Below are 24651 nucleotides of genomic sequence, written 5' to 3'. Positions count from 1 at the left end.
AAACCATGATCCCGACGCTGGACATTACCGAGCGTCCGGCCCCGGCCCCGCGTGCCAAGGTCGAAGCCGGCGTCAAGCTGCGCGGCGCCGAGAAGGTTGCACGCATCCCGGTGAAAATCATCCCGACCACCGAACTGCCGAAGAAGCCTGACTGGATCCGCGTGCGCATCCCGGTTTCGCCGGAAGTCGACCGTATCAAGGCCCTGCTGCGCAAACACAAGTTGCACAGCGTGTGCGAAGAAGCCTCCTGCCCGAACCTGGGCGAATGCTTCTCCGGCGGCACCGCCACCTTCATGATCATGGGTGACATCTGCACCCGTCGTTGCCCGTTCTGCGACGTTGGCCACGGCCGGCCGAAGCCACTGGATGTCAACGAGCCGGAAAGCCTGGCCATTGCCATTGCCGACCTGAAACTCAAATACGTGGTGATCACTTCCGTAGACCGCGACGACCTGCGTGACGGCGGTGCCCAGCACTTTGCCGACTGCATCCGCGAGATCCGCAAGCTGTCGCCGAACGTGATGCTCGAAACACTGGTGCCGGATTACCGTGGCCGCATGGACGTTGCGCTGGAAATCACCGCGGCCGAGCCACCGGATGTGTTCAACCACAACCTGGAAACCGTGCCACGCCTGTACAAGGCTGCGCGTCCGGGTTCGGACTACCAGTGGTCGCTGACCCTGCTGCAAAAATTCAAGCAGATGATGCCGCACATCCCGACCAAATCCGGGCTGATGCTGGGCTTGGGCGAGACCGACGAAGAAGTCATCGAAGTCATGAAGCGCATGCGCGAACACGACATCGACATGCTGACCCTGGGCCAGTACCTGCAACCGTCGCGCAGCCACTTGCCGGTGCAGCGTTTTGTGCACCCGGATACCTTCGCCTGGTTCGCCGAGGAAGGTTACAAGATGGGCTTCAAAAACGTCGCCTCCGGCCCGCTGGTGCGTTCCTCGTACCACGCTGATGAACAAGCCAAGCTGGTCAAGGCAAGCCTGGTTTCGTAAACGCTTCCCCTCTGTAGGAGCAGCCGAACTGCTCCTACAGAGTTTCCCTCCTTTTCTCCCTTCTGTTTGCAACCATCACTGGCTAGAGTGCCTGGGTATCCAACCACGGAGAACCATGGATGACGACTCAACTCTCGGCTGCTGTGCCTGCCCTGCGCCCCGAAGGTGTAATCGGCCTGATCGCCCCCGCCGGCCCTGCCGCTCTGGATGTGGCAAAAGCCGGCCAATGGATGCGCGCCCGTGGTCATGAGCTGCGCATATTCCCCGGTGTGTATGAACGCGACGGCTACCTGGCCGGCAGCGACGAGGTGCGCCTGCGCGACCTGCATGCCGCGTTTGCCGATCCCGAAATTGATGCCATCTTCTGCCTGCGTGGCGGCTACGGTACACCGCGTCTGCTGGATCAGCTCGATTTCGACCTGATTGCAGCCAACCCCAAGCCGTTCGTGGGGTACAGCGACATCACCGCGTTGCACCTGGCCATCAACCGCTACGCTGGGTTCGTGACCTTTCACGGGCCGATGCTCAACGCCGACCTGCTCGGTGACAAACAGCAGCCTACCGAGTCATCGTTGTTCAGCATGCTGCGCGGGCAACTGAGCGAGTGCAGCGTGCTGGCACACCCGGTTGCTTACCCACTGGCCACGATTGAGCCGGGTGTGGCCTGCGGGCGTTTGCTCGGCGGCAACCTGTCGATGATTGCAGCGGTGATGGGCACGGCGTTTGAGATCGACGCCGAAGGCATCATTCTGTTTATCGAAGACGTCAACGAGCCGCTCTACCGAATTGACCGGCTGCTGACCCATTTACGCCTGGCGGGTAAGCTGTGCCAGGTCGCCGGTGTGCTGGTAGGGGATGTCTCGGGTGTGGACAAGGCGGCATTGGAGCGACTGCTCAAGCAGACCTTTGAACCGCTGTGTATTCCGGTGTTATCCGGCTGGCGCAGTGGGCACTGCGATCCGAACCTGACGCTGCCGATGGGCGCGTTGGTGCGGTTGGATGCGGGGGAGCAGCAGTTGGTGTTGGAGCAGGATGTAGTGTTCAAGCCCTGAGCGTCGATCGTTCCCACGCTCTGCGTGGGAATGCATCCTGTGACGCTCCGCGTCACTCCCTCAAGAGCAGACGCAGAGCGTCCAAGACGGCATTCCCACGCGGAGCGTGGGAACGATCGTGTCCTCAGCGGCTCTGCAGCGACTCCAGCAGCTTCACCGTCGGAAACCCATCCGCAGGCCAACCCAACGACTGCTGCGCCGCCCGAATCGCCTTGCGCGTGTTGGCGCCGATAATCCCGTCCGGGTTGCCCGCGTCATAGCCCTTGGCGCTGAGCACCGTCTGCAAGTCGATACGCTGGGAACGACTCAGCGGCAGTTCATCCTTGGGCCAATCGCCACGAATTACTCCGCCGCCAGCAAACCGCTCCGAGAGCAGGCCCACGGCCAGCGCGTAGGACGATGAGTTGTTGTACTTGAGGATCGCGCGGAAGTTATCCAGCACCAGGAACGCTGGCCCACGGTAGCCAGCCGGCAACAGCAGGGCGGCGGACAGGTGCTCGACGTTCGGCGGCATGCTTGCGCCAGGTGGCAGCTGAATGCCCAGACTCATCCACTCGCCAACGGTTTTGCGTATGCCGCCGTCGGCCAGGGCGTAATCGAAGTTCGCCGGCAGTTGTTTTACCTCAAAACCCCATGGCTGGCCGCGTTGCCAGCCGGAGCTTTGCAGGTAGTGCGCAGTTGAGGCCAGAGCATCGCCCGGGCTGTTCCAGATATCGCGGCGACCGTCGCCATCGAAATCCACGGCATGGGTGTTGTAGGTGGTCGGGATGAACTGGGTCTGGCCCATGGCCCCGGCCCACGAGCCTTTCATCTGGTCGGCAGAGATATCGCCATGCTGGATGATCTGCAGCGCCGCCAGCAGTTGCGCCTGGGCGAACGCTGGGCGGCGGCCTTCATAGGCCAGGGTCGCCAGGGAACGGATCACCGAATTATTACCTTGGAACTGGCCAAAGTTGCTTTCCATGCCCCACACCGAAACCAGTGCCTGGCGATCAACGCCATAACGCTCTTCAATGCGCTGCAGGATATCGGCGTATTTGATCAGCAACGCTTGGCCATTACGCACGCGAAGCGGCGACAGGGCGCCATCGAGGTATTCCCACACTGGGCGGGAAAACTCCGGCTGGCTGCGGTCAGCGCGAATCACCGCCATGTCGGGCGTCACGCCGGCAAAGGCATTATCGAAGACGGCGGGTGTGATCCCCGCGCTCAGCGCTTGCGCACGAAAGCCCGCCTGCCATTCGGCAAAGGTCTGGGTCGGTTGGATATCAAGATTGTCCACGGCCAAAGGGGGAACCACGGCGGGCGCGACGGCCGGCACGGTCTGGACTTTTGGCAGGGGTTGCGCGTCCGCGGCGGTGGGTTTCTCGGCGCAGGCGACAAGCAGAATGAGGCTGGAGGCAGCGATCAGTTGGCGAAGGTGCCAACGACGGGAAAGGCTAGAGGGCATGCACAGGTCCAGGGATTACAAATCAAGTACCGACCTTATCATGCCGGAGGGGCACTTGCCTTCAGGCAGCCAGAAAGTAAGAAGCCTCCCAGCTATTAGACTGGAAGGCTTCGCGGCGGTAGCTGCCTTTGCCCTTGCCGGCGCGTTCCTGACGGCTGCGGAACAGTGGCTGGGCGATGATGGATTTGGCCTTGTTGGGGCCATGCTTGGATGGCTTTTTGCTCATGGTCGGTACTCTCTTGAGGTGCGGGCTTGAGGTGCGGGCTTGAGGTGAGGTGAAGCGGTGCAAATCATCTGCCGAAGTGGCGCGGCTGTAAAGCCCGGCGATGTGTAGGTGGTTTCACCTATTCAAGTGGGCACGGCCAATGTGGGAGCTGGCTTGCCTGCGATAGCGGTCCATCAGCAAAAATGCAGTGGCTGACACACCGCTATCGCAGGCAAGCCAGCTCCCACAGGGGACAGTGGGGTTATTCGGCGGGGAGTGTCAGGCGTTGGCCGGACATCAACAGTGACAAACGGCTCAGGCTCATCCACGGCGAACCGGCCGCCTGGCCTTTGATCTGCGCGTCGATGCGTTGCGCTTCCAACAACAGCTGCGCCCAGCGTTGCGCCGAGTGGCGTTGCAGGGCTTTGCTCATCAGGGGTTTGCGCTTGTCCCACACCGGCGGCCTGGCTTGGCTGAAGCACTTTTCCAGCGGCGTGCCTTGGCTGTATTGCAGGGCAATATTGGCCAGCACTCGCAGCTCTCGAGCCAGCGCCCACAGAATCACCGGCGGTTCCACACCTTCACCGCGCAAGCCTTCGAGCATGCGCAGGGCGTGGGCGGGTTCGCCATTGAGAATCGCGTCCACCAAGCCGAACACATCAAAGCGCGCGCTATCAGCCACCGCGCCCTGGACGGTTTCGACGGTGATCTGCCCGTCTTCGGCCATCAGTTTGAGCTTTTCGATTTCCTGGGCGGCGGCAAGCAGGTTGCCCTCGACCCGGGCGGCGATCAGCTCGACGGCGTCTTGTGTCGCCGACAGCCCCGATTGCGACAGGCGCTGACGTATCCACTGCGGCAGCTGGTTGCTGTCCACTGGCCAGATCTGGATGAACTGGGTTTGCGGGCCTTCTACCAGCGCCTTGCCCCACTTGGTTTTTTGCGCGCTGCCATCGAGCTTGGGCAAGCTGATCAACAGCACCGTGTCCTCAGCCGGTCGCGAGCAGTATTCCATCAACGCCGCCGCGCCTTTGTCACCCGGCTTGCCCGAAGGCAGGCGCAGTTCCAGCAGGCGTTTTTCGGCGAACAACGACATGCTCGCACCGGCTTGCAGCAGCGTGCCCCAGTCGAAACTGGCGTCGGCGCTGAACACCTGGCGTTCATCGAAGCCTTGCTGGCGCGCGGCGGTGCGAATCGCGTCGGCCGCTTCCTGGCACAGCAGCGGGTCATCACCGCTGACGATATAGACAGGCGCAAGGCCACCTTGCAGGTGTTTGGCGAGTTGGGCGGGGGCAAGTTTCATAGGCGGGGCGAACGGGGCGCCAGGGGCGCCCCGTCTGGCTTACTCGACAGGGACTTCGGCAGGCGATTGTTTCGGCGTGTTGTCTTCGTATTCTTGCGCAGCTTTCAGGGCGTCGGCGTCAGCCTTGGCCTTGTTGTCGGCGGTCAGCTGCAAGGCGGCCAGTTTTTCTGGCGTCAGCTGTTGCAGACGAATCATCAGGCGCTGGATCAGCTCACGACGCATTTCCTTGCGAACCTGGATGATTTCCGAGTCCGAGCCCACCAGGTTGTTACCGTCGTGGCTCACGACTTTTTGCACTTCAACCTTGTCACCCATCAATGGCAGGTGGTCGCGGCCTTGCAGTTCATAGACGACCAGGGTGTTCAGCTCAATGTCCGACGCACGGCCGGCACTGGCGTAGCTGAGGTTACGCTGGGTTTCTTTCTCGTCCACCAGGTTCAGTTTGTAAGTCGCGCCGGAGCCGACGTGCACACCGCTGCTTTCCAGGGTTTGGCGCAGCTGGGTCACGGTTTCGCCGTAGGCGTTGCGCGCGCTGACGTCCAGTTCCTTGATGCTCAGTTCATTGGTGGCGGTGCCACGCAGCTGGAAGCCGCAAGCGCTCAGCAGCACAGCGAGGCCCATCACCAGCAAATTGCGTTTGATCATTTTGTTGCTCCCCTTGAAACCATGTGGGCCTTATCGAGGCCTTAAAGGTTTAGTTCGGCGCAGGGCTCAAGCCCTGCGCCCGATCCGATTAGCTGGCGACGATATTGACCAGTTTGCCCGGCACTACGATCACTTTGCGGATCGTCAGGCCTTCGGTAAAGCGCAGCACGTTTTCGTTGATGCGCGCTGCGGCTTCCACGTCTTCACGGCTGGCGCTGGCCGGCATGTCGATCTGGCCACGCAGTTTACCGTTAACCTGGATAACCAGTTGCAATGTGTCTTGTACCAGTGCGCTGTCATCCTGCACCGGCCAACGCGCATCGATGACCGCGTCGCTGTGGCCCAGGCGGCTCCACAGGTCATGGCTGATGTGCGGCGTGATTGGCGCCAGCAGCAGCACCACGGCTTCCAGGCCTTCCTGTACCAGCGCGCGGTCCTGTTCGGTGGCTTGCGGGGCTTTTTCCAGCACGTTCATCAGCGTCATCACCTGGGCGATGGCGGTGTTGAACTTGTGGTTCTGGCCCACGTCCTGGCTGGCCTGGCGGATGGCCAGGTGGGTGCTGCGGCGAATGGCTTTTTGCTCATCGCTCAACGACGCTACGTCCAGCTTGCCCGGCAGGCCTTGGCTGACATGGGCGTGCGCCAGGCGCCAGACGCGCTTGAGGAAGCGGTGCGAGCCTTCAACCCCGGAATCGGACCATTCGGCGCTCATGTCGGGCGGCGAGGCGAACATCATGAACAGTCGGCAGGTGTCGGCGCCGAACTGATCGATCATCGACTGTGGGTCGACGCCGTTGTTCTTGGACTTGGCCATCTTCTCGGTGCCACCGATTTCCACCGGCAGGCCGTCGGATTTCAGCTTGGCGCTGATCACCTTGGCTTTGCTGTCACGCTCAAGTTCGACGTCTGCCGGGTTGAACCAGGTGTAGGCGCCGTTGGCTTCGCGGCGATAGTAAGTCTCGGCGATCACCATGCCTTGGGTCAGCAGGTTCTTGAACGGCTCGTCGGAACTCACCAGGCCTTCGTCGCGCATCAGCTTGTGGAAGAAACGCGCATAAAGCAGGTGAAGAATTGCGTGTTCGATGCCGCCGATGTATTGATCCACCGGCAACCAGTGGTCGGCTGCGGATTTTTCTACCAGGCCGCCTTCATAGTGTGGCGAGGCGTAGCGGGCGTAGTACCACGAGGACTCGACGAAGGTGTCCATGGTGTCGGTTTCACGCTTGGCAGGTGCGCCGCACTTAGGGCAAGCGCACTCGTAGAATTCGGGCATGCGCGCCAATGGCGAACCGGCGCCATCCGGCACCACGTCTTCGGGCAGCACCACCGGCAACTGGTCTTCCGGCACCGGCACGTCACCGCAGGTTTCGCAGTGGATGATCGGGATCGGGCAGCCCCAGTAGCGCTGGCGGCTGATGCCCCAGTCGCGCAGGCGGAACTGAGTGCGCGAGGCACCGAGGTTCTTCTTGATCAGGGCAACTTCGATGGCGTCGAAGGCACCCTGGAAGTCCAGGCCGTCGAACTCACCGGAGTTGATCAGTTCGCCGTGCTCGCCGTAGGCGTCTTGCCACGGGGCCGGGTTGGTATCGCCCGAGCTGGTACGCACCACGGATTTGATCGGCAGGCTGTACTTGGTGGCGAACTCGAAGTCGCGCTCGTCGTGGGCCGGCACAGCCATCACTGCGCCATCGCCGTAGTGCATCAGCACGTAGTTGGCGACCCACACCGGCAGTTTTTCGCCGGTCAGTGGGTGCTCGACGAACAGGCCGGTTGGCAGGCCTTTTTTCTCTTGGGTGGCAACGTCGGCTTCGGCCACGCTGCCGCCTTTGCATTCGGCGATGAACGCTTGCAGCTCAGGGTTGTTCTGTGCGGCCTGGGTAGCCAGCGCGTGCTCGGCGGCCACGGCGACGTAAGTCGCGCCCATCAGGGTATCCGGACGGGTGGTGAAAACTTTGAGTGCGCCGGCTTCGCCGATCGAATCGACGTTGTACGGGAACTGCACTTCCATGCCTTTGGATTTGCCGATCCAGTTACGCTGCATGGTCTTGACCTGTTCAGGCCAGCCCGGCATGTCGTCGAGGCTCGACAAGAGCTCATCGGCGTAGGCCGTGATCTTGAAGTAGTACATCGGGATCTGGCGCTTTTCGATCACCGCGCCGGAACGCCAGCCGCGACCGTCGATCACCTGCTCGTTGGCCAGTACGGTCTGGTCGATCGGGTCCCAGTTCACGGTGCCGTTTTTACGGTAGATCACGCCTTTTTCGAACAGGCGTGTGAACAGCCACTGTTCCCAACGGTAGTAATCGGGCTTGCAGGTGGTCACTTCGCGGGACCAGTCCACCGCCAGGCCCAGGCTGCGCAGCTGGGTCTTCATGTAGGCGATGTTTTCGTAGGTCCACTTGGCGGGCGCCACGTTGTTTTTCATCGCGGCGTTTTCCGCCGGCATGCCGAAGGCGTCCCAACCCATAGGTTGCAGGACGTTCTTGCCGAGCATGCGCTGGTAGCGGGAAATCACGTCGCCGATGGTGTAGTTACGCACGTGCCCCATGTGTAGCTTGCCGCTGGGGTAAGGGAACATCGATAGGCAGTAGTAAGTCTCCTTGCCTGGCTGTTCACTGACTTCAAAGGACTTTTGCTCGTCCCAGAAAGTTTGGGCGGCATTTTCTATTTCACGGGGCTGATATTGTTCGTGCATGGCTACTTTTGAACTGAATAGGGGTGGCCTAATCCTCTTCGGTACAACATTCAGGTTGATCGACACCAAAAAACGGCGCGTCCGTGCCCAAACCCTGCGGGAAGTGGAGTTACAGGAAGCGCCGTAGCATACATGACCCCACTCTATCGAGGGAAACCCTGATTGCGCGGCGAGGGCCGTCTGTCGCGGCGCCAGGCAGGCGCAGCCACGGGGACTACGCTGTTTATTGGGGAGTGAGTCTTATCTTCAATGAGGTGAGGGGATGGTTGAATCGCAGCGAACTTTAATGAAACCGCAATTGTATGAAGGACTGATCGACCGTTTGGGTCGGGCATTGGATGCCGCAAGAACCGCAGGCCGATTGCGTGATGAACGGCCTCTGGAGCTGGAGTTGCGAGGCTTGAGCCAGGCCGAGCTTGAATTGATCAAGTGCTACCTGGAATTGAATCACCACCGTGCCTCTCAGGAACGGGCTGCCCCGCCCGCCCAAGAGCCTTTGCGTTCGGCCAAGGTGATCTGGCTGAAAGATGTGTCTGCTGGTCGCGGTCCCGATAAGCGTCGGGCCGTACGGTAAACGTGGAGCACCGCGTTTTCCTTTGAGTCGTCTCGAAACAGGTTGGTAAAGATTGTCGCTGAACCCCGTTGCATCTAGGCTTCGGGCATCTTTGGAGATGCCCGATGCCTTTTCGTTATTTCATTAAACAATTGCTCTTGCCGCCCGGCATTTTTTTGCTGCTGCTGGCGCTTGCCTGGTGGTTGCGTAAAAGTCGCCCGCGCCTGGCCGGGTGCTGCTTTGCCGTGGGGTTGGGCGGCTTATGGTTGATCAGCCTGCCAGTGATGGTGCAATGGGGCGCGCATGCCCTGGAGACCGAGCCACCCTTGGCCCGCGAAGAATGGGCGACGCTGGCCCAGCGCGCCGATGCGATTGTGGTGCTGGGTTCCGGGCGGGAACGCGGCGACCCCGCGTGGGGCTTCGATCAACCCACCGGCACAGGGCTTGAACGCCAGCGTTATGCCGCGCGACTGGCCAAGGCCTCTGGCTTGCCGGTGCTGACCAGCGGCGGCTTGCATTACGGCACGCCGCCCAGTGAGGCCGAGCTGATGGCCGTGTCGATGCAGGATGACTTCGGCGTTACGGTGCGCTGGAAAGAAGAGCGCAGCCGCACCACCTGGGAAAACGCGCAGATGAGCGCCGAGATCCTGCTGCCGCAAGGTATCAAGCGCGTGGTGGTGGTGACCCAGGCCTGGCACATGCCGCGTGCGGTGTGGAGCTTCGAGAAGGCTGGCTTTACCGTGGTGCCTGGGCCGGTGGGCTTTTTGGGCGTAGACAATGCGCGGCCGCTGGGCGGCTGGATGCCGGAGTTTGTATCGGTATGGCGCAGCGGGCAGTTGATCAACGAGGCGGTGGGGCAGGTGGGGTATCGGGTGTTTTACCGGTAACGCAGCAATTCCAAATGTGGAAAGCGGTTCATGTGGGAGCGGGCTTGCTCGCGAAAGCGGTGTGTCAGTCAGCTTATTCGTTAACTGATACACCGTATTCGCGAGCAAGCCCGCTCCCACACTGGTTTTGTGGTGTTCGTTTAGACGGTTTTCGACATCCGGCCTGCCAGCAACGCCCAACCAAATAAAACCAGGCACACAATGATCAACGGCCACGAACGCCATTGCAGGTACGGCGTCAGGTTATGCATCGGCACCACTTCGCCGTAGAGAATCCCGCGTTCAAACTGCGGGATCTGCGCGGTGATCTGCCCGAACGGGTTGATCAGGCCAGTCACCCCATTGTTGGTGGCGCGGATCATCCAGCGGCCCGCCTCCAACGCACGCATCTGCGCCATTTGCAGGTGTTGCAGCGGGCCGATGGAGCGGCCAAACCAGGTGTCGTTGCTGATGGTCAGCAGCAAATCGCTCTGGGCCGACAGGCCTGCGGCGAATTCCGGGTACACCACTTCATAGCAAATGAACGGCGCAATCTGATAGCCCTTGGCCTGCAGCATCGCCTGGTCGGACGGGCCGCGGGCGAAGTCCGACATCGGCAAGTCGAAGAAGGCGATCAGCCCACGCAGCATGTCTTGCAACGGCACGTACTCACCAAAAGGCACCAGCTTTTGCTTGAGGTAAGTGCCTTCACCTTCGCCCACCACGGTGATGCCGTTGAAATAGCGCTTCTGGTGGTGCACTTCCTGGCGGATCGGTACGCCGGTGATCAGCGCGGTGTGCCGATCGGCGGCAAACTTGCCCATCATGCCCAGGTAGCCTTCCACCGATTCCTTGAGCACCGGCACGGCGGTTTCCGGCCATACCAGCAGGTCCACCGGCTTGGAGCTGAAGCTCATGTCGCGGTACAGCGCCAACTGCGCATCGATCTGCGCGGGGTCCCACTTCATGCTTTGTTCGACGTTGCCCTGAATCGCCGCCACGGTCAGTGGTGCGCCGGAGGGCGAGGTCCAGGCGTGATGCTTGAGCGCCAAGCCGATGGCCCAGGGTGCAACCAACAGCACCAGCCCCGCACCGATAAACCCGTTGCGCTTGCTTGCCAACAGACGTGGCAGGTTGCACAGCACGGCCGCCGTCAGCGCCAGGGCGAAGGAGATCAGCCACATGCCACCCAGTGGCGCCAGGCTAGTGAGCGGGCCGTCGAGTTGGCTGTAACCGGAGTACAGCCAAGGGAAGCCGGTCAGGAACCAACCACGAAACGCTTCCTGGCCAACCCACAACGCCGCAAAGGTCAGCGCATCGGCCAGCGGCGCCTCATTGCGACGCAGCCACCGTGCCCACAGCCAGGCAGGCAGGGCGAAGAACCAGGCAATCGCGGCGGTAAACAGCAGCATCAAAAAGCCAGCCAGCAACACCGAAGCGCCGCCGAAATGGTGGATGCTGTAGTAGATCCAACTGGTGCCGGCGCCGAACAGGCCAAAGCCGAAGCACCAGCCACGGCCCAAGGCCTGGCGTGGCGTCAGCTCGCGCAGCCCGATGTAGAACAGCCCTACCGCCAGCAGCGCGAACGGCCACAGATCGAAGGGCGCCAGCGCCAGGGTAGTGATAGCGCCAGCCACCACGGCCAGCAAGTTACCGGGCCAGCCGGGTGCGATGAGACGGCGCATGTAGGGGTGGGTCATCAGCTATTTCCTGTGTCGCGCCGGGCCTGCTGCGGCACAGGGCAAGGCGCGAGGAGTGTGGTTTGGTTTTTCCAAATGAACGACGAGTAACGCAGCCCTGTGCCGCAGCAGGCCCGGCCCTTCGGGTTGCCCCTGAGAGCGGGCCATGCTGCGTTGCAGGCCTTGAAAAGGAAACGCCATTTCCTGCGGCCTGCGCCTTGCCTGGCCCGCTCTCAGGGGCAACGCGACACAGGAAATAGCTGATGACCCGCCCCTTCCTTAGCGGGCAATCGGGGTCAGGCGAATCAAGTGAATCCGACGGCTATCGGCATTCAGAATGCGGAAGCGATAAGCGCCAATCTCAGTGGTTTCGTTACGTTTTGGCAGGTGCCCGAACGCACTCATCACCAAACCGCCCACGGTGTCGAACTCATCGTCGGAGAATTCGCTGTCGAAGAACTCGTTGAAGTTCTCGATCGGCGTGAGCGCCTTGACTAGGAAGTCACCGCTGGGCAGCGGCTTGATGTAGCTGTCTTCTTCGACGTCGTGCTCGTCTTCGATGTCGCCGACGATTTGCTCAAGCACGTCTTCGATGGTCACAAGACCGGCCACGCCGCCGTATTCGTCGATCACAATGGCCATGTGATTGTGGTTGGCGCGAAATTCGCGCAGCAGCACATTCAGGCGCTTGGATTCAGGCACGAAGGTGGCCGGGCGCAGCAGGTCCTTGATGTTGAAGTTGTCGCCGTTCTCCTTGAGGATCAGCGGCAACAGGTCCTTGGCCAGCAGGACACCCATGACGTCGTCATGGCTTTCACCGATTACCGGGTAGCGCGAGTGCGCCGAGTCGATCACGGCCGGGAGGAATTCCCGTGGAGTCTGGGTCGCCTTGATGCTGATCATCTGCGAGCGCGGGACCATGATGTCGCGTACTTGCAGGTCAGCCACCTGGATGGCGCCTTCGACGATGGCCAGCGCTTCGCTGTCCAGCAACTTGTTCTGGTGGGCCTCGCGCAGCAGCTCCAGCAGCTCCTGGCGGTTTTTCGGCTCGTGGGCAAAAGCCTGGGTCAGTTTACCCAGCCATGACTTCTGCCCGTTGCTCGATCGGTCTTCGCTCATAGCGATTACTCTAAATCCTTTGTTGTTTCAGTGAGGTGTCGTTTCGATTTCGTCGTCTGCATACGGGTCAGGGTGACCCAGTTCAGCAAGCAACGTTTGTTCCAGTGTTTCCATTTCTTCGGCTTCGTCATCGTCTATATGGTCGTAACCCAAGAGATGCAGGCAGCCGTGGATGACTAGATGGGCCCAATGGGCCTCAAGTTCCTTGCCTTGTTCCTTCGCTTCACGCTCCACCACCTCGACACAGATGACCAGGTCGCCCAGCAGCGGGATATCCAGTAACTCATCCGGTACGTCGGCGGGGAAGGACAGCACGTTGGTCGCGTAATCCTTTTGGCGCCAGGTGTGATTCAGTTCACGGCCTTCGGGCTCGTCTACCAGGCGAATGGTCAGTTCCGAGTCGGCGGTACGCTGGCGCAGGGCCAGGGCGCACCATTGACGGAACTGATCTTCGCTGGGGGCTGGCGCTTCGGTAGCCAGCTGCAGGTCTAGCTCAAGCATTGTGGCGGGCGTCCTTGGACAAACCGTCATCACGGTGTTCGAAGCGCTCGTAGGCTTCGACGATGCGCTGCACCAGCGGGTGGCGCACTACGTCCTTGGGTGAGAAGTGCGTGAAACTGATCCCCGGCACGTCCTTGAGCACTTCAATCACATGGCTCAACCCTGACTTGGTGCCCTTGGGCAGGTCAACCTGGGTAATGTCGCCGGTGATGATGGCCGTGGAGCCAAACCCGATGCGGGTCAGGAACATCTTCATTTGCTCGACCGTGGTGTTCTGGCTTTCGTCGAGGATGATGAAACTGTTGCTCAAGGTGCGGCCGCGCATGTAGGCCAGCGGGGCGATCTCGATCACCTGACGTTCAATCAGCTTGGCCACGTATTCAAAGCCAAGCATCTCGTACAGCGCGTCGTAGAGCGGGCGCAGGTACGGGTCGATCTTCTGGGCCAGGTCGCCGGGCAGGAAGCCAAGCTTCTCGCCAGCCTCGACCGCCGGGCGCACCAGCAGGATGCGCCGCACTTGCTCGCGCTCCAGGGCGTCGACCGCACAGGCCACGGCCAGGTAGGTCTTGCCGGTACCGGCGGGGCCGATGCCGAAATTGATATCGTTACCGAGGATTGCCTTGACGTACGTCTGCTGATTCAAGCCCTTTGGGCGAATCATGCCTTTCTTGGTTCGCAGGGCCACGCTGGCTTCGGCCACCGGGTTGTTGGCCAAGTCTTCCACGGCAGATTCCTGCAGATACAGGTGCACGGTCTCCGGCGACAGCTCACTACCCTTGGTTTCGCGGTAGAGGCGGCGGAGCAGGTTTTCTGCAGACGTGGTGTGCTGGGGTTCACCAATAAGCTCGAACTGATTGCCGCGGTTGCGGATCTCGATGCTCAGGCGTTGTTCGATCAGGCGCAGGTGCTCGTCGAACTGTCCGCACAGGTTGGCGAAACGGCGAGCCTCAAACGGCTCGAGGATAAAACGATGGGGTTCTGCTATGGGTGCGTTCAAGGTTGCTTTTAGCCGCCCTTTGGCTGTTTAGGTGAAGGAGAGGATAACGCCAGCGCTCGGCGTGCGAAAGCACTTATATAGGCTGGCTCAATCTCAAGAACCATGAAAATCCACTGTGGGAGCTGGCTTGCCTGCGATTGCGGTGTATCAGTGCCAATTGTGTTAACTGGCCCACCGCTATCGCAGGCAAGCCAGCTCCCACATTTTGATCTTCATCAGGTCAGAGCAATCAGTTCACCAGCGACCCGCGCAGCGAGTGCGGTTGCGCCGCATCGATGTGCACATCGGCAAACTGGCCGATCAGGGTGGGCGTGTCACAGCGGAAATTGACGATCCGGTTGTTCTCGGTACGGCCTTGCAACTCGCCCGGGTCTTTTTTCGAGTAGTCGGTCACCAGGATGCGCTGGATCGAACCGACCATTTGTCGGCTGATCTCGAAACCTTGCTGGTTCAGGCGATGTTGCAGCGCGTTCAAGCGCTCTTTTTTCAGCGTTTCCGGCGTTTCATCTGCCAGGTCTGCAGCCGGCGTGCCTGGGCGCTGGCTATAGACGAACGAATACGAGAAGTCGAAACCTACGTCTTCGATCAGCTTCATGGTTTGCTCGAAATCTTTCTCGGTCTCGCCAGGGAAGCCGACGATAAAGTCCGAGCTGATGCAGATGCCCGGTACAGCGGCGCGCAATTTACGCAGCTTGGATTTGTACTCCAGGGCCGTGTGGTTGCGTTTCATGGCCGCCAGAATGCGGTCCGAACCCGACTGCACCGGCAAATGCAGGTGCTTGACCAGCTCCGGCACCTCGGCATGCGCCTGGATCAGGCTGTCGGAGAACTCCAGCGGGTGCGAGGTGGTGTAGCGAATACGCTCAATGCCATCCACCGCCGCCACCACGCGGATCAGCTCCGCCAAGTCGGCCAGGCGCCCGTCGTGGGTCTGGCCGCGATAGCCGTTGACGTTCTGGCCCAGCAAGGTCACTTCACGCACGCCGTTTTCGGCCAGGTGGATGATCTCCGCCAGTACGTCGTCAAACGGCCTGCTGACCTCTTCGCCACGGGTGTAGGGCACCACGCAGAAGGTGCAGTACTTGCTGCAGCCTTCCATCACCGACACGTAGGCACTCGGCCCGTCGATGCGCGGCTCGGGCAAATGGTCGAATTTTTCGATTTCCGGGAACGACACGTCCACCTGCGGCAGCTTGGTGATGCGGGCGGCGTCGATCATTTCCGGCAGGCGATGCAAAGTTTGCGGGCCGAAAACCACGTCGACATAGGGGGCGCGGTCGCGGATCGCGGCGCCTTCCTGGCTGGCCACGCAACCGCCGACGGCGATCACCATGTCCGGGTTGGCCAGTTTCAATTCACGCCAGCGGCCCAGCTGGGAGTACACACGGTCCTGGGCACGCTCGCGGATCGAGCAGGTATTGAGCAGGATGACGTCGGCATCTTCGGCGCGGGCGGTGACTTCCAGGGCCTGATGTTCGCCCAGCAGATCGACCATGCGCGAGCTGTCGTACTCGTTCATCTGGCAACCGTGGGTTTCGATGTAAAGCTTCTTGGCCATGGGAATCATCAACTGGTGGTAAAGAACCGCGCATTATAGGGGGCATGCCCATTGGTTCCTAGCGCTGTGCATCGGGTGCCATGCTATAGTTCGCGCCCTCTTTTATATCCCCGATGTGTTGTTCGCCCACCATGACCAAACGTGAAGCTCCAATCTACAAGGTGATTTTCCTCAACCAGGGCCAGGTGTTCGAAATGTACGCCAAGCAGATCTATCAAAGTGATCTGTGGGGCTTCCTGGAGGTGGAAGAGTTCGTCTTTGGCGAGCGCACCCAGTTGGTCGTCGACCCGGGCGAAGAAAAACTCAAGGCGCAATTTGAAGGCGTGGTGCGCAGCTTTGTGCCGATGCATTCGATTGTGCGCATCGATGAAGTCGAGCGCCTGGGCACGCCGAAGATCAGCGAAGCGCGTGGCACCAGCAATGTGATGCCGTTTCCGATGCCCATGCCGGAAAAGTAACACTGCGCTGGTGGTGGGGTTTTGTAAGACGATTCTGAAACTTTTCAGTCGCGATTGACGGCTTGACAGAAAAATAGCAGTTTGTGCCCATGCAGAGAGGACGCCATGAGCACATCCATAAAAAAATCCCTCGAACACCAGTTGTCATCCAGGTCCCAGGCTTATCGGGCGCTGGCGGCCTATATCCTGGCGAACCTCAAAGACCTGCCGTTCGAGAATTCGGCGCAGGTGGCGCACAAGCTCCAGATCAGCGAGTCCACCGTCGGCCGCTTTTGCCGGGCGTTGGGCTACAAGCATTTCAAAGACCTTAAGCACGAACTCAAAGACGACCTGGGTGACAGCCCATGGCTGATCGGCGACCGGCTGCGCGCGTTCCAGGCAGAAGGCGACGCAAACCCGCTGGCCAACAGCCTGCAACTGGAGATCGCGGCGTTGGTGCGGGTCTACGAGTACACCCGCACCGAGCCTTGGCGCGTGGTGACTTCAAGGCTGGCGCAAAGCCCGCAGGTTTTTGTCGCCGGTTTCGGCACCGAACGGGGCATCGCCTGCTCCATGGTTCACATGTTGCAATACCTGCGCACAGGCGTGCATCTGGTGGATGGTGCGTCAGGGCATTTCGGCGAGGTGTTGCTGGCGCCGTCTGCCGATTCAATGCTGATTGTCTATGAGGCGCGACGCCATTCCCGTCAGTCTTTACTGCTGTGCCAGGCGGCACGCAAACGCGGCATTGCGGTCACGCTTATAACCGACAACTTTTGTGAGTGGGCTGAGCAAAACGCCAACGAAGTGTTTCGGGTGTCGACCGAGTTTGATTTGTTATGGGACTCGACGGCCACCATGTTATCGCTGACTCACTTGTTGATTAACGCTATGTCCAAACAACTGGGCCCGGAAATGGAAGAACACTTGAATGCGATTGCCCAGTTGCATCAGGCGTTTGTGGGTTACACCCAGAGTTGACCGCTTAAGCGTTATTTAACTAACGCTTTTTATTTAACTGTCATTAGCGAACTTTATTGGTTCGGGAGTAGCCCTGTGCGCGATCCTCGGTATGACATTCTTTTTGAGCCGGTACACATTGGGCCGGTTCGCACCCGTAATCGCTTTTACCAAGTGCCGCACTGTAATGGCATGGGCCATGTGCACCCCTCGGCCATGGCCGCCATGCGCGGGGTCAAAGCCGAGGGGGGTTGGGGGGTGGTGTGTACGGAGGAGTGCGAGATCAGCCCGCTGAGCGAGTTTTCGCCCTATATAGAAGCGCGCTTATGGGATGAGCGCGACATCCCGGCGCTGGCGAAAATGTGTGAGGCCGTCCATCTGCATGGGTCATTGGCCGGCGTCGAACTGGCGTTCAATGGCTATTCGGCGCCCAATCGCTATAGCCGCGAAATCCCCTGGGCGCCTTCCAATACACCGGTGCGTGGTTACGACCCGGTGCAAGCCCGGGCCATGAGCCGCGCCGATATCAAGCAACTGCGCCAGATGCATCGTGCTGCTGCGTTGCGGGCACGCCAGGCGGGTTTCGACATTATCTACGTGTATGCCGGCCACGACCTTGGGCTGCCGTTTCACTTTCTGACCCCGCGCAATAACCGGCGCACCGATGAGTACGGTGGGGTGTTGGAGAATCGTGTACGGCTGTTGCGAGAGTTGATTGAAGACACCCGCGATGCGGTGGGTGATCGTTGCGCAGTCGCCGTGCGGCTGGCCGTGGATGAACAGGTCGCTGGCGGGCTGGCCTGCGAGGGCGAAGGCCGCGAGATTTTTTCGCTGTTGGCGCAGCTGCCGGACCTGTGGGATATCAACGTTGCCGACTGGTCCAACGACAGCGTGACCTCGCGGTTTGCCCCTGAAGGTTTTCAAGAGGCGTTCCTGCTCGGGCTCAAAGCGCTGACCACCAAGCCGGTGGTGGGCGTGGGCCGGTTTACCTCACCGGACACCATGGTCTCATTGGTGCGTCGAGGCGTGTTGGACCTGATCGGCGCTGCCCGTCCCTCGATTGCCGATCCCTTCTTGCCAAAGAAGATAGAGGAAGGGCGCCTGGAAGAAATTCGCGAATGCATTGGCTGCAACGTCTGTGTCAGTGGTGACCACACCAGCACCCCGCTGCGCTGCACACAAAACCCCACCCTGGGTGAAGAATGGCGGCGCGGCTGGCACCCCGAGTCGACGCCCCGTGCGCATAACCCCGCACGCGCGCTGGTGGTCGGGGCAGGGCCTGCCGGCCTGGAATGCGCGCGGATACTGGGCGCGCGCGGCATGGAGGTGGCGCTGGTAGAAGGCACGCGCACGCTGGGCGGGCGCGTGTCTCTTGAAGCCAGGCTGCCTGGGTTGGCGAGTTGGTCACGGGTGCTCGACTACCGGCTGGACGCCCTCAGTCGATTGCCTGCAGTAGAGATCTATCGAGAAAGCCAGCTACAAGCCCAGGACGTGTTGGACTTCGCCGCCGCCCACGTGTTTATCGCCACCGGTTCGCGCTGGCGCGCCGATGGTCTGGGGCGTGCATTGCGCCAGGCCTTGCCGGGGTTGGAACATCTGCCGGTATGGACCCCGGATGATCTGCTGGCCGGGACAGTCCCTGCTTCACCGGTGCTGCTGTTCGATGATGACCACTACTACATGGGCAGTGTGTTGGCAGAGCAGTTGGTAGCGCTGGGCGTGGAGGTGATCTTTGTCACCCCGGCGCCGGATGTGGCGACCTGGACCCATAACACGCTGGAACAACACCGCATCCAGCGTCGCCTGCTGGAACTCAATGTCACGATCATCGCCTCCCACTCGCTGGCGGCGGTGACGCCTGAAGGTGCGGTTGCCAGCTGTATGTACACCGGCCGGCCCAGGTTCATTCCCGTGGCGTCGTTGGTGCTGGTGACCTCCCGTGAGCCTGAGCAAGGCCTGTACCAGGCACTCAACGAGGCTACTGAGCAACGCTTTGAGGCGGGTATTGAGTCGATCGCTTTGGTGGGGGACTGCCTGGCGCCTGGAACCATTGCAGCTGCCGTGTATTCAGGGCATCGGCTGGCGCGTGAGTTTGATGCGCCCGCCGGCTCGTTGGTCATGCGTCGCGAAATTCCTCATTTAGAGGTGTTGTAACTTCCTGCTGTGCAAACAATAACAAGGAATAAAATAATGAAAAAATTAGTTCTTATGTTATCGGTGTTGGCTTCCGTAGTGGTGAGCAACTGGGTGTCCGCCAACAACTATGAGGTCATACGCTTCGGTGCTGACCCTAACTACGCGCCTTTTGCCTATAAAGACAATACCGGTACTTTGGTCGGTTTCGAGATTGATATCGGCAACGCCATCTGCGCACATTTGAAGGTGCGCTGCCAATGGGTCGAAAGCGACTTTGACGGCCTGGTACCCAGCCTCAGGGCCGGCAAGATCGACGCCATACTGGCGTCGGTAACCGTGACCGAAGCGCGGCGCAAGATCATCGACTTCACTTCTGAAGTGTTCTCCAGCCCCTCCGCCATGGTGTTCAAGGTCGGCACCGACCTTGGCGACGCCAAGGGCAAGTCCGTGGGCTATTTGCAGGGCAGTACTCAGGAAGCCTACGCCAAGCGCGTGTTGGCCATCCAGGGCATGAAAGTGGTGGCCTACGCCGATCAGGAACAGGTTTACGCCGACCTTGTGGCGGGTCGGCTTAACGCTTCGTTGCAGGACGCCCAACAGGCGCAAAGTGGCTTTTTGCGCTCGCCTCAAGGTGCCGGTTTCGAATTGGGCAAGGTCATAGAAAGCGAACTGATGCCTTCCATGAGCGCCATTGGCATCGCCAAGGGTAATCAGGCGCTGAAGACTTTGCTCGATCAAGGCCTGGCAGCGCTGCATGCCGATGGCACCTATGCTCGCCTGCAGGAACAGTATTTCCCAGGCGTCGACATGTTCAGCGGCAATTGACCGCCCGCCATCATCGTTGGAGGGCGTCGTCATGCTGGAGAACGTTGCGCGCTTTGTCGCGACCCTGGAGGGGTTTGCGCCGTTACTGCTGCAAGGTGTATGGGTGACCTTGAAGCTGGCGCTGTTATCGCTGTTGCTGGGGCTGATCTTCGGCCTGATCGGGGCGGGTGCCAAGCTGTCACGCGTCAGGGCCTGGCGTGTTTCAGCACAGGCCTACACCACGTTGATTCGTGGGGTGCCGGACCTTGTGCTGATGCTGCTGATTTTTTACGGCGTACAAACCGCTGTGAGCCGGCTGACGGCTGTGATGGGCTGGGCCTACCTCGAAATTGACCCTTTGACTGCGGGCGTGCTGACGCTGGGGTTTATCTACGGTGCTTATTTTACCGAGACCTTTCGTGGCGCATTGTTGGCGGTGCCACGTGGGCAGGCGCAGGCGGCCAAAGCGCTGGGTATGAAGCCCAGCCAAAGCTTCATCTACATAACCTTTGCGCAAATGATGCGCTTCGCCTTACCGGGCCTGGGCAATAACTGGATGGTCTTGCTCAAGGCTACCGCATTGGTGTCGATTATCGGTTTGGCAGACTTGGTCAAGGTGGCTCAGGTGGCTGGCAAAAGCAGCCAGCAGCTATTGAGCTTTCTACTGCTGGCGGGGCTTATTTATCTGCTCCTCAGCAGCGCCTCCAATGCGGTGCTGCGCTGGCTTGAGCGTCGTTATGGCGGTGCAGGGCAGGAGGCGCAGCGATGATTGACCTGATACAGGAATATTGGCGGCCGTTTCTCTATTCCGACGGTCAGCAAATCACTGGCCTGGCCATGACGCTGTGGCTCACCAGTGCTTCGTTATGCCTTGGGCTGCTAGTGGCATTGCCGTTGTCGATTGCCCGGGTCTCAACCCGCTCTTGGGTACGGTGGCCGGTGCAGAGCTTTACTTATCTGTTTCGGGGAACGCCGCTCTATGTCCAGCTGCTGGTCTGTTACACCGGTATATACAGCCTGGCGGCGGTGCGCGAACAGCCGCTTCTGGACGCTTTTTTTCGTGATGCGCTGAACTGCACACTGCTGGCCTTTGCCCTTAACACGGGCGCCTACACCACAGAAATCCTCGCCGGTGCCATCCGCTCAATGCCGCGCGGTGAAGTGGAGGCGGCAAGGGCGTTAGGGTTCGACGGCTGGAAGCTCTACACCTATCTGATCATGCCGTCGGCCCTGCGCCGCTCATTGCCGTACTACAGCAATGAGGTGATTTTCATGCTGCACTCCACCACGTTGGCGTTCACCGCTACGGTCCCCGATGTGCTCAAAGTGGCCAGGGATGCCAATGCCGCGACCTTTCTGACGTTCGAGTCCTTCGGCATCGCCGCGGCTATTTATCTATGCATCACCTTCGCTCTGGTCGGCCTTTTTCACCTGGCCGAGAAGCGTTGGCTGAGATTTCTTGACCCAGGCCGATAGGAGGTCGCCATGTATGAACGCGTGCATCAATTGCCAGCAACCGTGCCGGGCACGACGCGGCAGATCCATAGTTTTCACTACGGCCCGGCCAATGGCGTGGGCAAAGTCTATATCCAGTCTTCCCTGCATGCCGATGAGCTGCCGGGGATGTTGGTGGTATGGCATCTGAAGCTGAGGTTGTTGCGATTGGAGGCCGAGGGCCTATTGCGCGGTCCGGTGGTGTTGGTGCCGGTGGCCAACCCCATGGGCCTGGAGCAAGTGTTGATGGATGTGCCTCAAGGCCGTTTCGATTACGACAGCCGGGAGAACTTCAATCGGCACTTCCTTGATGTCAGCCGGCAGGTGGGTGATGCCGTCGAGGCACGGCTGACCGATGACCCCGAGGAAAACTTGCGGTTGATTCGTTCGGTGCTGATTCGCATGCTCGCCAGCCAAGTGCCTGCCAACCAGGTACAAGCCATGCGCCTGACGCTTCAGCGCCTGGCCTGCGATGCCGATATCGTGCTCGACTTGCATTGTGATTTCGAGGCCGTGCAGCATCTGTATGTGTCGCCGGTTTGCTGGCCGCAAGTGGAACCTCTGGCCCGTTACCTGGGGGCACAAGCGTGCTTTATGGCGACAGACGCCGGTGGGCAGTCCTTCGATGAGTGCTTCAACTTGTTTTGGCAGCATATGGAGGCGCGCTTCCCGCAACGTTTGGCGCCGCCCGGTTTTGCTGTAACGCTGGAGCTGAGAGGTGTGGCCGACGTGAGTTATGAGCTGGCCGATCAGGATTGTCAGGGCTTGATTGACTACCTCACGCACGCGGGCGTCATCGAGGGCCAGGCGCCTGAGCTGCCGCCATTATTGAACCCGCCCACGCCGCTGGCCGGCGTTGAGCCCGTTGTCAGCCCGGTGGGCGGTTTGATCGTGTTTTGTGCGCAGGTCGGGGATTATTTGAGCGCTGGGCAAGTCGTGGCACACATCATTGACCCGATCAGCGACAGCGTGACGGCCATTGCCTGTACTCGAGCAGGTTTACTGTATGTGCGGTCACTAAGGCGCATGGCCACCAGTGGCATGACGATTGCGCATGTTGCCGGTGCAGAGGCTTTTCGGCAGGGCTACCTGTTGTCGCCTTGAGGCGCGACTGGGTCGGGCAGGGGCGAGAAGGGCGAACGCCCATCGGCACTCTGCAATTCCTGCAGGTAATTGCGGAAGATCTGGCCCAGCACCTGGGTGGCCACTTCCAGTTCATCGCGCTGCATGTGCTCGGCAACTTCGTCGGCCGTGTCCAGCGCGTCTTCGGCACCGTTGACCGCCGCCATTTTCAGCACGATGTACGCCTGGACGTTATTGGCCGGTACGCCTTCACCGTGGAAGAACATGGTGCCCAGCTTGAATTGGGCTTCAGCGTGGCCCTGTAGCGAAGCCTTCTCGAAGTAGCTCAGGGCTTTGTTGAGGTCGCGGGCCGGGTTTTTGTCGTCGTGGAAGTACTCGCCCAACTCGTATTGCGCCTGCGCATCCCCACCTTCGGCCTGTTTTTGGCACGCGCTCAGGGCTTCGGCCTGGCTGTCTGGCTGGGTATTGAGGGTGCAACGACCCATCGCTGGGATTAACAACGAGTTGCCGCCTGCCTGGGCATGTGCCAGCAGCGGCTGAAGGAGCAACAGGCAGCCCAGAACCAGGGTGCGGCCGGTGCGTTTCATGGGAATCGACTTACCTCTGACGGGGCACGCGGACCCTCGGGGAGTCCAATAAGCGCGCATTATGAAATAAGCAGGCCCCTGCTTACAAAGTCTTTACTCGTTTTTCTGCTGCGTAGGCAAGTTATCTGCCGGATTGCAGGTGATTTCTCGAAAAATGCAGGAAATCTCTGTAGGCAAAGTAGCAAATCTGACGCTGCGTGGGGCAACGTCAGATGTGTGTGTCCCTTTTATCAGGGCTTACTTCAGAGCGGCGAAAGCGCGCTCGGCAGCATCCAGGGTCAGTTTCAACTCGGCTTCGCCATGGGCGATCGAGGTGAAACCGGCTTCGAAAGCGCTCGGCGCCAGGTAAACGCCGCCTTCGAGCATCAGGTGGAAGAAGCGCTTGAACAGGTCGGCATCGCTGCCCATCACGTCATCAAAGGTAACAATGTCGTCGGCGCCGCTGAAGTACAGGCCAAACATGCCACCCGCCTGGGTGGTCACGAACGGGATACCCGCCGCGTCGGCGCGCTGTTGCAGGCCGTCGAGCAGGCGCGTGGTGTAGTCGGTGAGTTCGGCGTGGAAACCCGGGCGGCTGATCAGGCGCAGGGTGGTCAGGCCGGCAGCCATGGCCAATGGGTTACCCGACAAGGTGCCCGCCTGATACACCGGGCCCAGCGGCGCGATGTGCTGCATGATTTCGCGTTTGCCGCCGAAGCAGCCCACGGGCATGCCGCCGCCGATGATCTTGCCGAAGGTGCTCAGGTCTGGCGTAACGCCGTAGTAAGCCTGGGCGCCGCCGAGGGCAACGCGAAAGCCTGTCATCACTTCGTCGAAAATCAGCACCACGCCGTGCTTGTCGCACTGCTCGCGCAAACCTTCCAGGAAACCCGGCGCCGGTGGCACGCAGTTCATGTTGCCGGCTACCGGCTCGACGATGATGCACGCCACGTCCTGGCCCACTTCGCTGAGCATCTGCGCAACGGCCGCGATGTCGTTGAACGGCAGGGTCAGGGTGTGTTTGGCAAACGCGGCCGGCACACCGGCCGAGCTTGGCACGCCTTGGGTCAGCAGGCCGGAACCGGCTTTTACCAGCAGGCTGTCGGAGTGGCCGTGGTAGCAGCCTTCGAACTTGATGATGCTGTCGCGACCGGTGAAACCACGGGCCAGGCGAATGGCGCTCATGGTGGCTTCGGTGCCGGAGCTGACCATGCGCACCATTTCCATGGATGGCACGATGGAGCACACCAGGTCGGCCATCTCGGTTTCCATGGCGGTGGGCGCGCCATAGGACAGGCCGTGTTGCAGTTGCTGGCGCACGGCGTCCAGCACGTCCGGGTGGCTGTGGCCGAGGATCATCGGCCCCCAGGAACCTACGTAGTCAACGTAGCGCTTGTCATCTTCGTCGGTGACGTAGGCGCCTTCGGCATGCTTGAAGAACAACGGTGTGCCGCCGACGCTCTTGAACGCACGCACGGGGGAGTTCACACCGCCGGGGATGTGTTTCTGGGCATTGGCAAACAGGGTTTCGGAACGGGACATGA

23 protein-coding genes are annotated in these 24651 nt (G+C 60.5%); 11 read left to right on the top strand and 12 right to left on the bottom strand.

Going from position 1 to position 24651, the window contains the following annotated elements; genetic code table 11:
* The first annotated feature begins 5 nt into the window (after positions 1-5).
* The gene (lipA, locus tag K0H48_RS23665; RefSeq protein WP_057444888.1) at positions 6-1007 is read left to right on the top strand and encodes a lipoyl synthase; all 1002 of its coding nucleotides are present in this window, start codon (positions 6-8) and stop codon (positions 1005-1007) included.
* Positions 1008-1126: 119 nt separating this feature from the next.
* A complete protein-coding gene (locus K0H48_RS23660) occupies positions 1127-2059 on the top strand; it encodes an LD-carboxypeptidase (protein ID WP_219269411.1) in 933 nt (310 codons plus the stop codon).
* 124 nt (positions 2060-2183) lie between these two features.
* Here the strand turns inward: K0H48_RS23660 and K0H48_RS23655 are convergent, their stop codons facing one another.
* The 5 genes from K0H48_RS23655 to leuS all read right to left on the bottom strand — a co-directional run bounded on the left by K0H48_RS23655 (position 2184) and on the right by leuS (position 8354).
* Entirely contained in the window at positions 2184-3509 is a 1326-nt protein-coding gene (locus tag K0H48_RS23655) for a lytic murein transglycosylase (RefSeq protein ID WP_219269410.1), read from the bottom strand.
* 61 nt (positions 3510-3570) lie between these two features.
* Positions 3571-3735: an alternative ribosome rescue factor ArfA gene (gene arfA, locus K0H48_RS23650; RefSeq protein ID WP_003176285.1), complete on the bottom strand. Its 165-nt coding sequence runs from the start codon at positions 3733-3735 to the stop codon at positions 3571-3573.
* A gap of 241 nt (positions 3736-3976) precedes the next feature.
* Complete coding sequence (holA, locus tag K0H48_RS23645; RefSeq protein WP_219269409.1) at positions 3977-5014, bottom strand: DNA polymerase III subunit delta; 1038 nt, start codon at positions 5012-5014, stop codon at positions 3977-3979.
* 39 nt (positions 5015-5053) lie between these two features.
* Positions 5054-5659, bottom strand: a complete 606-nt coding sequence (gene lptE, locus K0H48_RS23640; protein WP_219269408.1) for an LPS assembly lipoprotein LptE — start codon at positions 5657-5659, stop codon at positions 5054-5056.
* Between the two features lie 88 nt (positions 5660-5747).
* A complete protein-coding gene (gene leuS / locus K0H48_RS23635) occupies positions 5748-8354 on the bottom strand; it encodes a leucine--tRNA ligase (RefSeq protein ID WP_219269407.1) in 2607 nt (868 codons plus the stop codon).
* Between the two features lie 262 nt (positions 8355-8616).
* Here leuS and K0H48_RS23630 point away from each other — a divergent pair, with 262 nt between their 5' ends.
* Both K0H48_RS23630 and K0H48_RS23625 read left to right on the top strand, forming a co-directional pair.
* Complete coding sequence (locus K0H48_RS23630; protein WP_138813700.1) at positions 8617-8928, top strand: hypothetical protein; 312 nt, start codon at positions 8617-8619, stop codon at positions 8926-8928.
* Positions 8929-9032: 104 nt separating this feature from the next.
* The gene (locus K0H48_RS23625) at positions 9033-9794 is read left to right on the top strand and encodes a YdcF family protein (RefSeq protein WP_219269406.1); all 762 of its coding nucleotides are present in this window, start codon (positions 9033-9035) and stop codon (positions 9792-9794) included.
* A gap of 140 nt (positions 9795-9934) precedes the next feature.
* Here K0H48_RS23625 and lnt read toward each other — a convergent pair whose 3' ends face one another.
* The 5 genes from lnt to miaB form a co-directional block, all read right to left on the bottom strand.
* On the bottom strand, positions 9935-11458 hold the full coding sequence (gene lnt / locus K0H48_RS23620; protein WP_219337600.1) for an apolipoprotein N-acyltransferase: 1524 nt from the start codon (positions 11456-11458) through the stop codon (positions 9935-9937).
* A 273-nt stretch (positions 11459-11731) separates the two neighbouring features.
* Positions 11732-12571, bottom strand: a complete 840-nt coding sequence (locus tag K0H48_RS23615) for an HlyC/CorC family transporter (RefSeq protein ID WP_015373027.1) — start codon at positions 12569-12571, stop codon at positions 11732-11734.
* Between the two features lie 27 nt (positions 12572-12598).
* Entirely contained in the window at positions 12599-13072 is a 474-nt protein-coding gene (ybeY, locus tag K0H48_RS23610; protein WP_138813702.1) for an rRNA maturation RNase YbeY, read from the bottom strand.
* Positions 13065-14069, bottom strand: coding sequence for a PhoH family protein (locus K0H48_RS23605; RefSeq protein WP_219269405.1), 1005 nt, complete (start codon positions 14067-14069; stop codon positions 13065-13067). Before K0H48_RS23605 ends, ybeY begins: the two co-directional genes overlap by 8 nt.
* Positions 14070-14298: 229 nt before the next feature.
* Positions 14299-15627: a tRNA (N6-isopentenyl adenosine(37)-C2)-methylthiotransferase MiaB gene (gene miaB, locus K0H48_RS23600; protein WP_219269404.1), complete on the bottom strand. Its 1329-nt coding sequence runs from the start codon at positions 15625-15627 to the stop codon at positions 14299-14301.
* Positions 15628-15758: 131 nt separating this feature from the next.
* Here miaB and K0H48_RS23595 point away from each other — a divergent pair, with 131 nt between their 5' ends.
* From K0H48_RS23595 to K0H48_RS23565, 7 genes are all read left to right on the top strand, one after another.
* Entirely contained in the window at positions 15759-16085 is a 327-nt protein-coding gene (locus tag K0H48_RS23595) for a DUF1820 family protein (RefSeq protein ID WP_003194436.1), read from the top strand.
* 105 nt (positions 16086-16190) lie between these two features.
* Complete coding sequence (locus K0H48_RS23590; RefSeq protein ID WP_219269403.1) at positions 16191-17045, top strand: MurR/RpiR family transcriptional regulator; 855 nt, start codon at positions 16191-16193, stop codon at positions 17043-17045.
* A 75-nt stretch (positions 17046-17120) separates the two neighbouring features.
* Positions 17121-19178 carry an FAD-dependent oxidoreductase gene (locus K0H48_RS31120; RefSeq protein ID WP_219269402.1) on the top strand — a complete coding sequence of 686 codons (2058 nt, stop codon included), beginning with the start codon at positions 17121-17123 and terminating at the stop codon, positions 19176-19178.
* Positions 19179-19214: 36 nt separating this feature from the next.
* Complete coding sequence (locus K0H48_RS23580) at positions 19215-19985, top strand: transporter substrate-binding domain-containing protein (RefSeq protein WP_219269401.1); 771 nt, start codon at positions 19215-19217, stop codon at positions 19983-19985.
* Positions 19986-20016: 31 nt separating this feature from the next.
* Entirely contained in the window at positions 20017-20733 is a 717-nt protein-coding gene (locus K0H48_RS23575; protein WP_219269400.1) for an ABC transporter permease, read from the top strand.
* Positions 20730-21440 carry an ABC transporter permease gene (locus K0H48_RS23570; RefSeq protein WP_219269399.1) on the top strand — a complete coding sequence of 237 codons (711 nt, stop codon included), beginning with the start codon at positions 20730-20732 and terminating at the stop codon, positions 21438-21440. Before K0H48_RS23575 ends, K0H48_RS23570 begins: the two co-directional genes overlap by 4 nt.
* 9 nt (positions 21441-21449) lie before the next feature.
* Positions 21450-22562, top strand: coding sequence for a succinylglutamate desuccinylase/aspartoacylase family protein (locus tag K0H48_RS23565; protein ID WP_219269398.1), 1113 nt, complete (start codon positions 21450-21452; stop codon positions 22560-22562).
* Here K0H48_RS23565 and K0H48_RS23560 read toward each other — a convergent pair.
* Together K0H48_RS23560 and hemL are read right to left on the bottom strand one after the other, a co-directional pair.
* A complete protein-coding gene (locus K0H48_RS23560) occupies positions 22544-23128 on the bottom strand; it encodes a tetratricopeptide repeat protein (RefSeq protein ID WP_219269397.1) in 585 nt (194 codons plus the stop codon). The genes K0H48_RS23565 and K0H48_RS23560 overlap by 19 nt on opposite strands.
* Before the next feature lie 237 nt (positions 23129-23365).
* Positions 23366-24649 (bottom strand): glutamate-1-semialdehyde 2,1-aminomutase, encoded by a 1284-nt coding sequence (hemL, locus tag K0H48_RS23555; protein WP_219269396.1) that lies wholly within the window; start codon positions 24647-24649, stop codon positions 23366-23368.
* Positions 24650-24651 lie beyond the last annotated feature (2 nt).

The organism is Pseudomonas sp. Xaverov 259 (genome assembly GCF_019352915.1).
In the GTDB taxonomy this organism is placed as follows: domain Bacteria; phylum Pseudomonadota; class Gammaproteobacteria; order Pseudomonadales; family Pseudomonadaceae; genus Aquipseudomonas.
This window is presented reverse-complemented; position numbering and strand designations above follow the sequence as displayed.